12 protein-coding genes are annotated in these 14,452 nt (G+C 37.3%); 9 read left to right on the top strand and 3 right to left on the bottom strand.

Annotated elements, in window-relative coordinates; genetic code table 11:
• The first annotated feature begins 46 nt into the window (after nt 1-46).
• Together ACEVFT_RS10370 and ACEVFT_RS10365 are read left to right on the top strand one after the other, a co-directional pair.
• Complete coding sequence (locus ACEVFT_RS10370; protein WP_393949598.1) at nt 47-1,714, top strand: HD-GYP domain-containing protein; 1,668 nt, start codon at nt 47-49, stop codon at nt 1,712-1,714.
• Between the two features lie 22 nt (nt 1,715-1,736).
• A complete protein-coding gene (locus ACEVFT_RS10365; RefSeq protein WP_393949596.1) occupies nt 1,737-6,872 on the top strand; it encodes an ATP-binding protein in 5,136 nt (1,711 codons plus the stop codon).
• Nucleotides 6,873-6,896: 24 nt separating this feature from the next.
• Here the strand turns inward: ACEVFT_RS10365 and ACEVFT_RS10360 are convergent, their stop codons facing one another.
• Both ACEVFT_RS10360 and ACEVFT_RS10355 read right to left on the bottom strand, forming a co-directional pair.
• The gene (locus ACEVFT_RS10360; protein ID WP_205444207.1) at nt 6,897-7,595 is read right to left on the bottom strand and encodes a response regulator transcription factor; all 699 of its coding nucleotides are present in this window, start codon (nt 7,593-7,595) and stop codon (nt 6,897-6,899) included.
• 180 nt (nt 7,596-7,775) lie between these two features.
• Complete coding sequence (locus ACEVFT_RS10355) at nt 7,776-8,240, bottom strand: hypothetical protein (RefSeq protein ID WP_393949594.1); 465 nt, start codon at nt 8,238-8,240, stop codon at nt 7,776-7,778.
• 140 nt (nt 8,241-8,380) lie between these two features.
• Between ACEVFT_RS10355 and ACEVFT_RS10350 the strand changes: the two genes are divergently transcribed.
• The 6 genes from ACEVFT_RS10350 to ACEVFT_RS10325 all read left to right on the top strand — a co-directional run bounded on the left by ACEVFT_RS10350 (nt 8,381) and on the right by ACEVFT_RS10325 (nt 12,888).
• Nucleotides 8,381-8,563 carry a DUF4177 domain-containing protein gene (locus ACEVFT_RS10350; RefSeq protein WP_205444204.1) on the top strand — a complete coding sequence of 61 codons (183 nt, stop codon included), beginning with the start codon at nt 8,381-8,383 and terminating at the stop codon, nt 8,561-8,563.
• Between the two features lie 192 nt (nt 8,564-8,755).
• Complete coding sequence (gene bioD / locus ACEVFT_RS10345; RefSeq protein ID WP_393949592.1) at nt 8,756-9,460, top strand: dethiobiotin synthase; 705 nt, start codon at nt 8,756-8,758, stop codon at nt 9,458-9,460.
• Nucleotides 9,441-10,817, top strand: a complete 1,377-nt coding sequence (bioA, locus tag ACEVFT_RS10340; protein ID WP_393949590.1) for an adenosylmethionine--8-amino-7-oxononanoate transaminase — start codon at nt 9,441-9,443, stop codon at nt 10,815-10,817. The genes bioD and bioA overlap by 20 nt, the downstream gene beginning before the upstream one ends.
• Nucleotides 10,810-11,403: a biotin transporter BioY gene (locus ACEVFT_RS10335; protein WP_393949589.1), complete on the top strand. Its 594-nt coding sequence runs from the start codon at nt 10,810-10,812 to the stop codon at nt 11,401-11,403. Before bioA ends, ACEVFT_RS10335 begins: the two co-directional genes overlap by 8 nt.
• The gene (gene bioB, locus ACEVFT_RS10330; RefSeq protein WP_393949587.1) at nt 11,400-12,395 is read left to right on the top strand and encodes a biotin synthase BioB; all 996 of its coding nucleotides are present in this window, start codon (nt 11,400-11,402) and stop codon (nt 12,393-12,395) included. The genes ACEVFT_RS10335 and bioB overlap by 4 nt, the downstream gene beginning before the upstream one ends.
• A 370-nt stretch (nt 12,396-12,765) precedes the next feature.
• Complete coding sequence (locus tag ACEVFT_RS10325) at nt 12,766-12,888, top strand: hypothetical protein (protein WP_255358819.1); 123 nt, start codon at nt 12,766-12,768, stop codon at nt 12,886-12,888.
• Between the two features lie 42 nt (nt 12,889-12,930).
• Here the strand turns inward: ACEVFT_RS10325 and ACEVFT_RS10320 are convergent, their stop codons facing one another.
• Nucleotides 12,931-13,518 carry a LysE family transporter gene (locus ACEVFT_RS10320; RefSeq protein ID WP_342440884.1) on the bottom strand — a complete coding sequence of 196 codons (588 nt, stop codon included), beginning with the start codon at nt 13,516-13,518 and terminating at the stop codon, nt 12,931-12,933.
• 113 nt (nt 13,519-13,631) lie between these two features.
• Between ACEVFT_RS10320 and ACEVFT_RS10315 the strand changes: the two genes are divergently transcribed.
• On the top strand, nt 13,632-14,186 hold the full coding sequence (locus ACEVFT_RS10315) for a helix-turn-helix domain-containing protein (protein ID WP_393949584.1): 555 nt from the start codon (nt 13,632-13,634) through the stop codon (nt 14,184-14,186).
• Nucleotides 14,187-14,452: the final 266 nt, after the last annotated feature.

Raw genomic sequence — 14,452 nt, 5'->3', positions numbered from 1 at the left:
TCGAATTTTATAGTTTTATTGTACTAAAATAGGAGGAGTGTTAATTTTGAAGGTAGTTCCAACAAAAATTGATGATTTACAGGAGGGTTTTGTTTTAGGGAAAGATTTATATGTTGAAAATCGTATGCTCATGAAAAAGGGAAGTGTATTAACAGCACGTATTCTTACATTATTAAAAAACCGCAATGTTCAACATGTATATATTGAAGTGCCAACAGACGAAGGGATCAATCAAATACAGTCTATTACAGAGCAACAGCAACAAAATCCTTTAGTATGTAGTGAATGGATTGAAATGCCTAAATTCCTGCAAGCACTCGCAGAGTTGAGCACAGAAAGACGATATGGCCATGCTTTAAAAAATATGGATGATATCGTATTTGTGCGTGACTTATTTGAAACGTATATGCAGAATCTAAACTATCGAAGGCTACTACTGACACTTAAAAAATATGATGAATATACCTTTATGCATGCGATTGATGTATTTACACTCGCTACCTTATTTGCGAAAAAAGAAGGTATTTCCCATTTAAAGCATTATGCATTAGGCTTTTTATTTCATGATATTGGTAAATTAAATATTCCCTATGAAATTTTATCGAAAGAGGAGAAGCTAACTGTAGAAGAATTTGCTACGATGCAGAAGCATACACAGTTTGGCTATGATATATTAAAGGAAATTGGACTTGAATCCATTGCCTTTTTGGCAAAGTTACATCATGAACGAATCGATGGCTCGGGATATCCAGAAGGATTAGCAGAAAATGAGATTCCAAAGGAAGTGTTACTATTACAGCTGATTGATATCTACTCGGCCGTCACGATGAATCGTCCCTATAAACAGGAAATAGGTGCTGCCGAAGCAATGGCGACAATCTATAAAGAAAAGCATTTATTAGACGAAAAGCTTTTGGCTAAATTTGTTGATTTTATTGGTATTTATCCAGAAAGGTCCATTGTCCTTTTGTCAGATGGAACGCATGCTTTAGTAGAGCATGTTAATAATATGTTCCCACTTCTTCCTACGGTTAGGAGATTAGATACGAATACGATTTTTGATTTGCCGGTAAATTTTCAACTTAAGATTGAGAAGCTTATTACATATTATGTGGAAACACCAGATCAATTGTTCCGAAAATTTTCTGAGTATTTAATAAAAGGCGAAGCACATTTAATGGAGAAATATTATCATAAGCTAATTGAACTCCATACAACTTCCGAATGCATCACCAAAATTTATATTCCCGTATACCAAATTTTTGATGTACTTAAAGAACAAGTAATGTTAGAAAATGTACGAGTAAAGTTAAGAGGATTATTAAACAAGACTATCCTTCAATTACGTAAAGGTTCGAAAACAAAGACCTCTGCCATCTTTTTAGTTGATCAAAATCTGCGAGCAAGTATTCCTTTCCTGTTACTAGAAGGTGTTTTCTATGTAAAGGAAATCTGTCCTATTATAATAGACACTACAACAAGTAAAGAGGAATTATTGAGAATTGCAGACTATTGTAAAGCGTCTGCTATCTGTTCATTTGAAGAGGAATATAACCCACTGATTGGTACAAACCGAAAATTGGAACTCTATCATATTACAACAAAGAAGTTAGATAGCCTGGTTTTTAGCTTCGCTGGATTATCAGTTAAACAAATGAATCTAAAGAAAACATTGCAAAAATATAAAGCGGTTACAAAGATGATAAACAACTAGCAAAGAAGAGGAGAGATTGTGTGTGAATGATTGTATTCTTTTACTGTCTAGTCAAGATTGGCATCTACAGAGAATGTATATGAAGAAATTTAACAATCTGGTACTGGTAAAAAGTGTTCATCCTAATTCAGCAGAGACAAGAGCCAAACTGCAATATGAGTTTTCCTTGTTTTCGAATGAGCAAAATCCTTGGCTATTAAAGCCGATTGCCATTGATTATATAGATGATCAATATGCGATCATCTATGAAAACTTTAATGGAGTCCCCTTAAAGCAATTCAGTAACAACTTGATTTCTTTGCATCAATTTCTACAGATTGCCATTGACCTTGTCAATATTTGTATGAAAATGCAACAAAGTGATTTACTCTACCTAAACCTACATCCTAATCAAATCTTAATCAATCCTAATTCTTTAAAAATAAAGCTACTAAGCTCTGAATTTAGTACAAAATATGATGTAGAATCTCCAGTTGTGATTGAAAATCCCTATGAACGACTAGAGCAGCTTCCCTATTATGCACCAGAGCAAACGGGCAGACTTCATTTAGAGGTGGACTATCGGACTGATTTATATGCACTGGGGATCATATTTTACGAACTATTGGGTGGTCAATTACCTTTTCAAGCAAAGGATGCTGTGGATTTGATTTATGAAATCATCACCAAAAAACCAGAAGCATTGGTGAGTAGAGACAGTCGTTATCATACTTTGATTTGGGAAATTATTGAAAAGTTATTGGCTAAAAATCCAGCCGACCGTTATCAAAGTGCCATTGGTTTGAGAGAGGATTTGCTATATATCCAACAGAAACTTTTAGTAAACGAACCACTTGAAGATTTCCTGCTTGGTGAACAGGATTTGCATCTGAATATGGGACTGTCTACAAAGCTTTATGGGAGAGAATCGCAATTCGCAGAACTTTCTTCTATTTTTCGTCAGGTTGCAAAAGGTGACAAAAAGATGGTTACTATTTCAGGACAAGCAGGATATGGAAAATCTAAGTTAGTTCAAGAACTAAAGGGTGAAATTGCGGCTGCAAAGGGCTATTTTATTACAACTAAGTATGAGCAGTTGCAATTAGAAAATGACTATACCATTGTAATCCATCCTTTAAGGAGTTTATTGAAATATATTTATATGGAAGGTGAAAAGTCTGTCCATTTATGGAAAAAATTATTTCAAGAGGTTAAATTAGTTGTGACAGATGAACTTATCCATCTATTACCTGAACTCAAATGGTTTGTGAGGGAGGAAGTACGCTTCCAAAAAGAAGTTCGCCAAAATACAAAACAGCTCCATTCCTATACGTTTATATCGATTCAAAAAATTTTATTAACATTTGCTATGCAAAAGAAACCTGTTATATGGTTTGTAGATGATTTGCATTGGGCCAATCAAAGTACGATTGACATTATGACTCAAATTTTTGAGCAACACCGAGCAGGATACTTTATGATGATTGGTACATTTCGAGTGAATGAGGACAGTACAGACGAGGAAAATCAGCAAAGAACCACTAATTTTTTTAACGGTCATCAAATCCATTTATCCTTGCTTCAGGAACAATATGTTCAACAATGGTTGGAGGCGTCTTTCAATGCAAAGCCTCATACCATACAGGTCATTGCCAAGCAATTATTTAATTTGACCAAAGGGAATCCGCTATTTGTGAAAGAAGCGTTTCGTTCACTCCAGCAAGATAACACGATTTATTTTAGTGCAACAACAAAAGAATGGGAGTTTAATCGTAAGAAATTTAATTTATCCCGCTTAAATAACGAGCTACTTGCCTTTATTGAAACAAGAATGGCTAATTTAACAACAGAAGCCCATGAGATTTTACGAATTGTAGCATGTTTCGGTCAGCGCTTTGAATTTACAGATGTCTTAAAGCTTGTGTCCTTATCAGCCCAAGCATTATTAAAACACCTGGAAACACTTGTCGAAAATGGCTTTATTATTCCGTTAGATGCCCATTATAAATGGGCGAGTACGTTAGAGCATGAAGGGATTTTACATACATTTTCGACGAAATTCCAATTTGTCCACGATCGTATTCAACAAGTAGCTTACCACGATTTACCAGGTCAATTGCGTGCAAAATTCCATTATCAAATTGGCCAGCTTTTAACAGAGGGCTCTCAAATGGTTGCAGATCATGATCGCTTAAGCGAAATCGTCATGCATTTCAATTACAGTCGACACTTATTGACTGGGGAAGAAAAGCAAAAGTTGGCTATATGGAATTATCAACTTGGTATTGAGGCTAAAAGAATAGGGCTATTTGATAATGCGCTAAAATTTTTTACAACCAGTAAAGAACTATTGACGCCTGATCATTGGGGGACTAGGAGAGAACAGTCCGTTAAATTATATGCTAATTTAGGTGAATGTGAATATATAACTGGCCACTATGAACAATCGGAAACGCATTTAACAGAAGCTTTGCAGCATTCGGAGACTGTGTTAGAAAAGCTAATGATTAACAATTTAAAAACGGTATTATACATCGAGTCTGATAATCCAACTATCGGCCTAGAAGCAGGCTTGGTAGGTTTACAAGTTGCAAATGTGAAAATTTCCGCATATCCGAAAAAGTCACAGCTTCTAAAAGAGTATCTATTGTTGAAATTTGCATTGCGACATATGTCTGACCAAGATTTATTGCAACATCCCCCAACGAATAGTAAAGAAATTGATATTCTGATTCATTTAATTGTTAATATGACGGCAAGTGCTTTCCTATTAAATCCTAACTTGACAGGCATTCTTTTGATGAAAGGGCTGCGTCTACAGTTGAAGTATGGTGCTACATCGAAAAGCGGTATGGTATTGATTAACTATGCGCTGCTTTTAAATGCGGGTTTTGCCAATATAAAAGAAGCCACTCGCTTTGGAAAACTTGCCATCATTGTTGCAGATACGCAAGAAAGTATGTATATCAAGGGACATACCTATTATGTGTATGGTGTGTTTATCAGTCATTGGACAGAGCCCTATGAAGCCAGTATTCAATACATCAACGAAGCTCAAGCAAAAAGCCAAGAGCTCGGCTTATATCATTTAGTATCCTCAGCATCCTGCTTTATAGTCGCGATACGACTTATTCAAGGTGTTTCCCTAGAGGATTTACAGCAGGAAATTAGACGACAACAAGAGGAATTTTCAGTTCATGCAAGTACCTTATCGATTGACTTTTTAGCCGAAATGGGGAGATGGGTGAATATCCTCCGCTCGCCACACCATCCTGTACAATGGGCTTATCCCATCACAATACAGAATCAGCCTGCTATTAAAATGATGCATTATTCAGTACGTTTACAAATGTCATTTTTATTAGGGGATGAAGAGCAAGGGAAAGCGATTCTGACAGAATTAAAGGAGCTAAGTAAGGAAACCTATACATTACCAATCACCACAGTTTATTATTTTTATCGTGCCATGTGGCAATTTCATTTTCTGCATCGCCAAAATTGTCAGGTACAAGAGCAGAGGTTGTTTTTAGCTGACATACGTCAAAGCCTAAAGAAATTTAAGAAATGGGCGATGTATTCTTCAGAGAATTATGAGCACCTCCATGCTTTATTAATGGCGGAGAATTGCCGTTTCAACAACAACGACAAAGACGCTGAGCTCTATTATGACCGAGCAATACAATTAGCAAGAATGAACGGTTTTGTCCAGGATACAGCACTAGCATATGAGCGAGCGGCAAATTATTATCTCAGAAAACAGCAAGAGAAAACGGCAAGACATTATATACTAAGTGGTATTCAAAATATTGAAACATGGGGAGCCGAAACAGTTGCTAGAAGATGGGCAAGAGATTATCAAGTGCATCGTCAACTGGAAAGTCAGAGTAGAGAATCACTCACGTTTGATATGATGACGGTTTTTGAGACGACGCAATCTTTTGCAACAGCCATTCGTATGGAAGATTTACTGCATAAAATATTGTTTTCTCTGTTAAAGCATGTAGGAGCAGATAGTGGCTATTTTATTCATAAACAGCAGCAGCAATTATTGGTGTTAGCAAAGGCGGAAGCTGCGGAAAAAACATTTACTATGTATGATCAACAAAGAATGGAGAATTTTAATGCTAATATGCAATCGATTATACGCTATGTTCTTAATAGTAAAGAGCATGTGATTATCGACAATGCACAAAAAACGCAGCATCCTCATTTTTCCTATTCAACGGCTAAGTCTATTCTTTGTCTACCGATTATCCATCAAAATGAAATTATTTCGATATTGTATTTTGAACATACACTAATGACGAATGCCTTCCATCCATCTCATGTTCAGTTATTGAAAGTGATCGCTGCTCAAATTGCCGTTTCCTTTGAAAATGCGCAAATATATGGAGATTTAGAAAAACGTGTTCAGTTGCGTACTAAGGAGTTAGATGAGACGAATCGGCATTTGACAAAAATGAATGAACGTTTAGAAAAAAATGAACTGGAACGTAAAAAACTCTTGCATAGTATTTCCCATGAACTACGCTCCCCGTTAACCTCGACATTAGGGTATATAGAATTAATGCTAGAGGGTGTGATCGTAGATGCAGTGGCCAGAGAGAAATATTTAATAAGAAGTAAAGAACGGCTACTAGCATTAAATAGCTTAATACAAGATTTGTTTGATTTAGCGAATCTAGAAGCTGGTAGGGCAGAATTTTCTTTTACAGAGGTACAGGCGAAGGAATTATTTCTGCAAATGGCATCCCGTTATGAGGATGAAGTGAAACAATCAGGATTAACCTACAGTGCGCACTTTTATGGTCAGGAAGAAGCTCAGCTACTGATTGATAAAACGCGAATCAATCAAGTGATTGAAAATATCATGACCAATGCAATGAAATATACATCATGTGGTGGTATTCAATTGTCCATACATGTAGAGGACAAGCATTTGATTTGTTCGATAGCAGATAGTGGCATTGGTATTGCTGAGAGTGATCTTCCCTTTATTTTTGATAGCTATTATCGAGCAACTAACATCCATGAAGCACATTCACACGGCATTGGCTTAGCTATCTGTAAACAAATTGTTCACCAGCATAATGGCGAGATTTTTGTTGAAAGTCTTGAAAATGAAGGAAGCATATTTAGCTTTACATTACCACTAGTTAAGGTATTGGTGAAAAATTAACAAGGGGTGGTGAGCGTTTTCTTCCTACTCACCACTCTCTTTTTTATAGACGAATTGGTAGCCAAAACCTCTCACTGTTTGAATCCATTTCGGTTTTGAGGGGATATCTTCAATTTTACGACGAAGAGTACTTATATGGACAGATACGGTTTTCAAATCAGTGACACCATCATAGCCCCAAACATGATCAATGAGTTGATCGACACTAATCACTTGATTTGCATGCTCAATTAGAAAAAAGAGGAGCAGCTTCTCCTTCGTAAATAAATTTACAAGCTGACCATCCTTATAAACATTTTTCTCATCTAAATGGATGGACAAATTATCAATATGTACAATATTACTTTTCTTTGATGGGTTTCTTCTTTTTAAATTTGCTTGGATACGGGCCAATAATTCTTTTGGAATAAATGGCTTTGTCATATAATCATCTGCACCAACCTCAAAGCCCTCAAGCTTCTGTTCGATTAGATGATTGACGGTCACAAAAATGATAATGGCATCCGACACATCACGGATTTTTTTGGCTAACTCGAAGCCTGTACCATCTGGTAAATTAACATCTAACAAGATTAAATCAGGTTGTTGCGTGACAGCGAGATGCCAGCCACTGGATAAAGTGGATGCCTTTACTACGCTATAGTTAGCATTAGCTAGCGTAAGCGATAAAACCTCCATAATATCTATATCATCTTCCACTATTAAAATTTTCTCGTTCGACATATCTATCAATCACCTTCCTCTTTTAAATATACCAACTTTTGTCTAGGATGGGAAAGAGAAGGCTTAGGACTTGCGCGATTTTAAAATCTGCAATCATCCGTAGGTCAAAGTAATCATGTGGGTTTGCTATAAATGAACAAAGACTTCAATTTCCCACTAGAAAATGAAGTCTCCAAGAAATTAATCGAGGTGTGCGATAGCATTGAGTAGATCATCACGTATGGCCGCCCAAAATTGCTGTTGAACAGTATCACTGTAAGTATAAAGCTCTTTATGCTGAATATGATCATAGATAGCAGCAATATCTTCTTGATGAAAAGAGAGCCGATGGTTTAATACCTCTCGTTCTCCTTCAATACAAAACAGTTTATAAATATCGGAGAGGCGCTCAAACTTTGCTAATTTTTGTGTCATCGTTTCATATTGTATTTGATGAAAACGTCCCACCGCAGAAGTCATGGAAATTTTTGCTCGATGCTCTGCTTGTAATGTGCGAAACTCCTCCTGAAGAATGGCCACACGATACCAAAATTCATAACGATGCGGTAATTCTCTTAGTTCATAGGTAAGTAATGCTTTTAAAATTGAATGTACTTGTTCATATGTATCGATGATCTTTTCTGGTTCTTTAAAAATGCCAAACATACTACCACCCCCATGTAGTTTAATACTACGAGTGAAGATTAAAATCCTTTAAAATCTTCATAATAATCGATAGGGAGAACTGACTAATTATTGAAACCTTGCCTAAGTAGTTACGTAAAGATTTACAAGGGGGTGAGTCAATGTATGAATATAAATTTGTACAAACACATTTAGGTAGCTTTTTTCAGGAAGCTACACATCAGCAAACAATCGAAGAATACGCTAAGCAAGGTTGGCGTTTAGTGCAAGTATTGCCGATTGCCTATAATGGACATGGAAAACCAACAGACTATGAAATCATTTTTGAAAGATTAATAGAATGACTATTAAGTAACGCTAGATTCTTGCCATAAATGGTGGGAGTTTAGTGTTTTCTTATTTTAATACATAATTTGCTGTTTTTATTAAGAAAAATAGTGTATTCAGAAAAATATAGAAATAGCATTTACAAAACAAAAATATATGTGTTAACTTAAATAGTGTTAATGGTTAACTTAAAAAGGGGGAGGTTAACAATGCAACATTTTTGGGTTGTCGGTACAGATACGGATGTTGGGAAAACAATTGTCACCACAATGTTGATGTGTCATTTACAAAAACAAGGTTTGAAAGTTTCACCATACAAGCCTGTGCAAACAGGAGAGCTATACGAAAATGGTTGTGGCTATTATCACGATACAGCCATGTATGAAAAGTATTCCTTACAAAAGCTTCAACAAGAGCACCTCAATAGCTATTCATTTAGAGAAGCTGCATCACCACATTTTGCTGCGCAACTGGAGGGGCAGCAAATTGATGTCAAAGAGCTATTATTGCGTATTCAATTATTACAAGCATCCTATGATGTCGTGATATGTGAGGGAGCGGGTGGACTCTTTGTTCCATTTACTGCTCCAAATGGTATGACATTGCTTGATGTCATCATCAGTAGCAAGCTGCCAGTAGTGCTTGTCACAAGGACTTCCCTTGGGACGATCAATCACACATTGTTAACAATGGAGGCTTTGCGCTCTCGTCAAATCGACATTCTTGGCATAGTGTTTAATGGAGACACGGGCAGCAGCATGGAACAAGACAATATAAAAACAATTTTACAGTACCATCCTGTGCCCTATGCGATTATTCCACAGCTACAGGATCTGTCACAGCTAATGGATTATGCCATGACACATACCACACTGTTTGAAAGGCTTTTTAACTATGAAACAAGCATTAACTGATTTACAGGTAAGAGATTTACGTCATGTTTGGCATCCATGCTCGCAAATGAAGGATTATGAAGCATTTCCACCAATCGTCATAAAAAAGGGGCAGGGCGTATGGCTTTATGATGAGCATAATCAGCGTTATTTGGATGCTGTATCATCTTGGTGGGTTAATTTATTTGGCCATGCCAATCCGCGCATTAGCCAAGCTTTAAGTGAGCAAGCATTTACATTAGAGCATACGATCTTTGCTAATTTTACACATGAACCAGCCATACAGTTAGCTGAAAAATTAACAGCGCTAGCACCCAAGGGATTACATAAAGTCTTTTTTGCCGATAATGGCTCATCTGCCATTGAAGTCGCGTTGAAAATGAGCTTTCAATACCATATGCAGACAGGGAAACCAGCGAAAAAGCGCTTCCTCGCTCTGACAGATGCCTATCATGGAGAAACCATTGGTGCTTTATCGGTAGGAGGGGTAGACCTTTACAATGAAGTATACCAGCCTCTGTTATTAGATACGGTTCGTGCCAAAGGGCCAGATTGCTTCCGCTGCCCATTTCAGGAAGACCCAGCAAGCTGTAATGCGCCATGTAGTCAATTTATCGAGGAACAGCTGCAAGCTCATCATGAGGAAATTACAGCAGGTATTATCGAACCATTAATTCAGGCTGCTGCAGGTATGAAAATGTATCCACCTGTCTATTTACAGCGCTTACGAGCATTGTGCTCACACTATGATGTGCACTTCATTGCAGATGAAATTGCTGTAGGTTTTGGTCGGACCGGTACATTGTTTGCCTGTGAACAAGCGGACATCACACCAGATTTTATGTGCTTATCCAAGGGGCTAACAGGCGGTTATTTACCATTATCTGTTGTCTTAACAACAGAGCAAATCTATCAAGCTTTTTATGATGATTACGGAACAATGAAGGCTTTTTTACATTCGCATAGCTATTCAGGCAATACATTAGCCTGTCGTGTGGCACTTGAAGTGTTAACGATGTTTGAAGAGGAACAAGTGATGGAGATGATTCAGCACAAGGGACAACGCATGCGAGCGTTAGCCATGGAAGCTTTTCGTAATATGCCTTATGTGGGTGAATACCGGCAAGTTGGTTTAGTGGGAGCGATTGAACTTGTAGCGAATCAATGGACAAAGGAAGCGTTCGCTAGTGAGGAACGTATCGGTTATCAAATTTATCAACGGGCTTTAACAAAAGGCTTACTAATCAGACCGCTCGGCAATGTTTTGTATTTTATGCCACCTTATATTATTTCTGAAGAGGAAATGTCATTTATGATTCATACAACGAAAGAGACAATCGAACAATTTTTCCAGGACAGGGGGGCTCAGGTTGGTTAAGCGTCATCAGACATTAGCACTTGTCATGATCGCCATGTTTGCTGCTCTAACAGCGATCGGAGCGTTTATTAAAATCCCATTGCCTGTCGTACCTTTTACATTACAAATTGTTTTTGTATTTTTAGCAGGATGTTTGTTGGGTAGTCGGAATGGTTTTTATAGTCAACTTGTCTATATCGGTGTGGGCTTAATAGGGTTGCCCGTTTTTACACAGGGTGGTGGTATCACGTATGTCTTACAGCCAACATTTGGTTATCTGATTGGCTTTGCCATAGCAGCCTATGTAATTGGATTCATCATTGAAAGGATAGAGACACCAACGAAAAAGCATTTTATTGCGGTAACGATTATAGGGCTGGTCATTATTTATGCTGTGGCCGTTCCTTATTTATATGTAGCATTGAATTTCTGGTTAGATATGAAGTCAAGCTGGTCACATGTTTTGGTTGTCGGCTTTTTAAGTAGTATTGTCGCTGATTTTTGCTTAGCTATCACATCAGCATTATTAGCTGAGCGATTGTATAAAGTATTTCAGTCGGCAAGAAATGTGAAATTTTCACGCGTAGAGGGGGAGAATGTAATATGAATTATTACCAACTAGCTCAAGAAGTAATTGCTGGCAAAATCATTAGCAATGAAGAGGCACTTTCCATATTAAATAGCGAGGATGATGAGCTATTACAGCTTATGGATGGTGCTTTTACGATTCGTCGGCATTATTATGGGAAAAAAGTAAAATTGAATATGATTATGAACGCCAAAAGCGGTTATTGCCCGGAGGATTGTGGCTATTGCTCCCAATCCTCTAAATCAACGGCTCCTATTGAAAAATATCCCTTTATTACAAAAGAGGAAATTTTAGCAGGTGCCAAACGAGCGTTTGACAATAAGATTGGGACGTATTGTATTGTAGCCAGTGGTCGTGGTCCAACACGTAAGGATGTCAATGTCGTGAGTGAGGCAGTTACTGAAATTAAAGAAAAATATGGCTTGAAGGTTTGTGCCTGTCTTGGCTTATTAAAAGAAGAACAGGCACAGCAATTAAAGGAAGCGGGGGTGGATCGCTACAATCATAATTTAAATACATCTGAACGTCATCATTCCTTCATCACGACCTCACATACATATGAGGATCGTGTCAATACGGTGGAGATCGTGAAAAAGCATGGAATTTCACCTTGCTCTGGTGCCATTATTGGGATGAAAGAAACGAAGGAGGATGTGGTCAATATAGCGCGCGCCCTCCATCAATTAGACGCGGATTCTATTCCTGTAAACTTTTTAAATGCAATTGATGGGACAAAGCTAGAAGGAACAAAGGACTTAAACCCACGCTATTGTTTAAAGGTTTTAGCGTTATTCCGCTACCTCAATCCTACAAAGGAAATCCGTATTTCGGGTGGTCGTGAAATCAATTTAGGCTCGCTTCAGCCACTTGGTCTCTATGCTGCTAATAGTATTTTTGTAGGCGATTATTTAACAACAGCAGGACAAGAAGCGAATAGTGACTATCGCATGTTGGAGGATTTAGGTTTCGAGATTGAATTAACGCAAAAGCAAGAAGAAGTATTATGTTAAGCTTATGAAATAAAAATCTACTACTACAGCAAAACCGTACTTTTGTACGGTTTTTTGCTTTAGGCGGATAGAAATCAAAAAGTGGTGGTTAGGCAGTGAAAAATAGTGGATAAAAATTAAAAAGTAACGGATAGACCTGACATCACTGGCTGTTTATATACCTATAAAATCAAGGTTTTCACAAATTGTTCAATGAAAGCGTTTTGAAATTGAACAGTTTGTGAAGACCTTCACATAAAGCTTTCTTTTTGAAAAAATCAGCGTAAAATAAGTATCAAGTAAGGAATTGTTATAAAACAGTTGACGAGACGTAGCATAAATTTTGGTGGTTGTTATATTACAAAAATAATGAATGAAGGGAGCTTTTCATATGTGGGTTATTACAGTTTTTGATAAGAAGGATGTTCGAATTTTTGAGTATACGAACAAAAATGAGGCAACAGAAGCTTTAGCAAAATTCAAGAAAAATGCCGTTTTAACGTATACAAAATAAGTTGCTGAAGAAACAGCCCTCTATCGACAGAGGGCTGTTTTTTTAATGCACAACAATCGAAACAGCACTGTACAGTAATAAAAGTGCCATGATGATGTTAAACGGTTGTCGATATTGCTGTAGAACCTTTTGAAAAACGGAGCCACATAACGCCCAACTAAATGTACTGATTACACCTACTAGAGCTAAAAATAAAGAGAAAAGGAGATAGCTTATGTAGGATGAGTAGTAGGGTAGGATGTAAGTTGCGACAACAGTAAGACCAAATAAAATACCTTTTGGGTTAATAAATTGAACGAACGCGCCTACAAAAAATAGGTTTCGTTTTTCTTCTTCGTTGTCGTGATCCTCTAATTCTTTGCTTGTTAAAATTTTATAAGCCAGGTACAGCATATAGCCTACACCAAATATGGTTAAGGGTAATTTAATGGCAGGCAAGATGTTTAACATGACCGTGTTAAAAAAGCTACTTAGACCAATAATGATGAAAAAACCAATCCCTACGCCTAAACAGAATGGAATCGTTTTCGATAAGCCATATTGTTTAGCAAAAACCATCGCCATAAAATTATTAGGGCCAGGTGTAAAACTTGTAATGATGATAAATAGTAAAAAGGAAAATACAGGCAAATTAATCACCTCTTTCAAGTTGTATGATATAATGTCCGAAATAGACAGTATAACGTCGGTCATTTTATTATACGAAATGTACGCTATATTGTACATATAAGGAGGGCTTTTGGATGGAAGAAATTCATCTAGTCTTTGCAAGAAATTTAAAGGCAATTCGAGAAAGGGAAAAGTTAAGCTTAGAGAAGGTTTCGCAGCTTAGTGGCGTGAGTAAAACGATGATTGGTCAAATTGAAAGGGGAGAATCCAGTCCAACTTTGACAACGATTTGGAAAATTGCAAATGGATTAAAGGTTTCCTTTACAGAGCTTATTCATCATCCTCAACCTGAGACGGAGGTTATTCGCGGTAAAGATATTCAAGTATTGAAGGAGGATCATGGCCGATATATTGTTTACCCTCATTTTCCATTCCAAAAGGATAGTCGCTTTGAAATTTATACAATCGAAATCAAACAAAATGGGACGTTAGATGCTGAGGCACATCGAGAAGGAACGGAGGAATATCTAACCGTTTTCGAGGGTGAATTACTCATTCGTATACAGGATCAGGATTATCGATTGACAAGTGGGGATGCCATCCGATTTAAGGCAGACCGTCCACACACATATAGCAATCCAGGAACTACAGTAACACGGCTTAGTATGTCTATTTACTACCCACGTTAAAAAACCGTATAAGCGCTTTTATAAAGCGTTTATACGGCTTAGTGTTGAAAAACAAAACAGTCAATTGAAAGATAGAAATGGATTTCCGTTGCAGGCTACTTGCTTTCCTGTTGGCGAGCGCCGAATCGCTTCCTCCGCTACCGCTCCGTGCAGGGCTTCGCCTGTCTCGCTATCCTACGGGAGTCAAGTAGCCTTCCACTTCAACCCACTAACTTTTTAGCAAAGGTTTTCAAATAAAGGGAAGGTGTTCACTACTCTTTATGAAG

Origin of the sequence: Lysinibacillus sp. PWR01 (assembly GCF_043359455.1) — a bacterium.
In the GTDB taxonomy this organism is placed as follows: domain Bacteria; phylum Bacillota; class Bacilli; order Bacillales_A; family Planococcaceae; genus Lysinibacillus; species Lysinibacillus fusiformis_F.
Note: the sequence above shows the minus strand (reverse complement) of the source record. Positions and strands in the feature narration are given on the sequence as shown.

What these genes read in the sequence shown, in the direction of transcription:
- ACEVFT_RS10360 (WP_205444207.1), bottom strand. Translation starts at nt 7,595, where the DNA reads ATGTCGAACGAGAAAATTTTAATAGTGGAAGATGATATAGATATTATG.
- ACEVFT_RS10355 (WP_393949594.1), bottom strand. Translation starts at nt 8,240, where the DNA reads ATGTTTGGCATTTTTAAAGAACCAGAAAAGATCATCGATACATATGAA.
- ACEVFT_RS10350 (WP_205444204.1), top strand. Translation starts at nt 8,381, where the DNA reads ATGTATGAATATAAATTTGTACAAACACATTTAGGTAGCTTTTTTCAG.
- bioD (WP_393949592.1), top strand. Translation starts at nt 8,756, where the DNA reads ATGCAACATTTTTGGGTTGTCGGTACAGATACGGATGTTGGGAAAACA.
- bioA (WP_393949590.1), top strand. Translation starts at nt 9,441, where the DNA reads ATGAAACAAGCATTAACTGATTTACAGGTAAGAGATTTACGTCATGTT.
- bioB (WP_393949587.1), top strand. Translation starts at nt 11,400, where the DNA reads ATGAATTATTACCAACTAGCTCAAGAAGTAATTGCTGGCAAAATCATT.
- ACEVFT_RS10325 (WP_255358819.1), top strand. Translation starts at nt 12,766, where the DNA reads ATGTGGGTTATTACAGTTTTTGATAAGAAGGATGTTCGAATTTTTGAG.
- ACEVFT_RS10315 (WP_393949584.1), top strand. Translation starts at nt 13,632, where the DNA reads ATGGAAGAAATTCATCTAGTCTTTGCAAGAAATTTAAAGGCAATTCGA.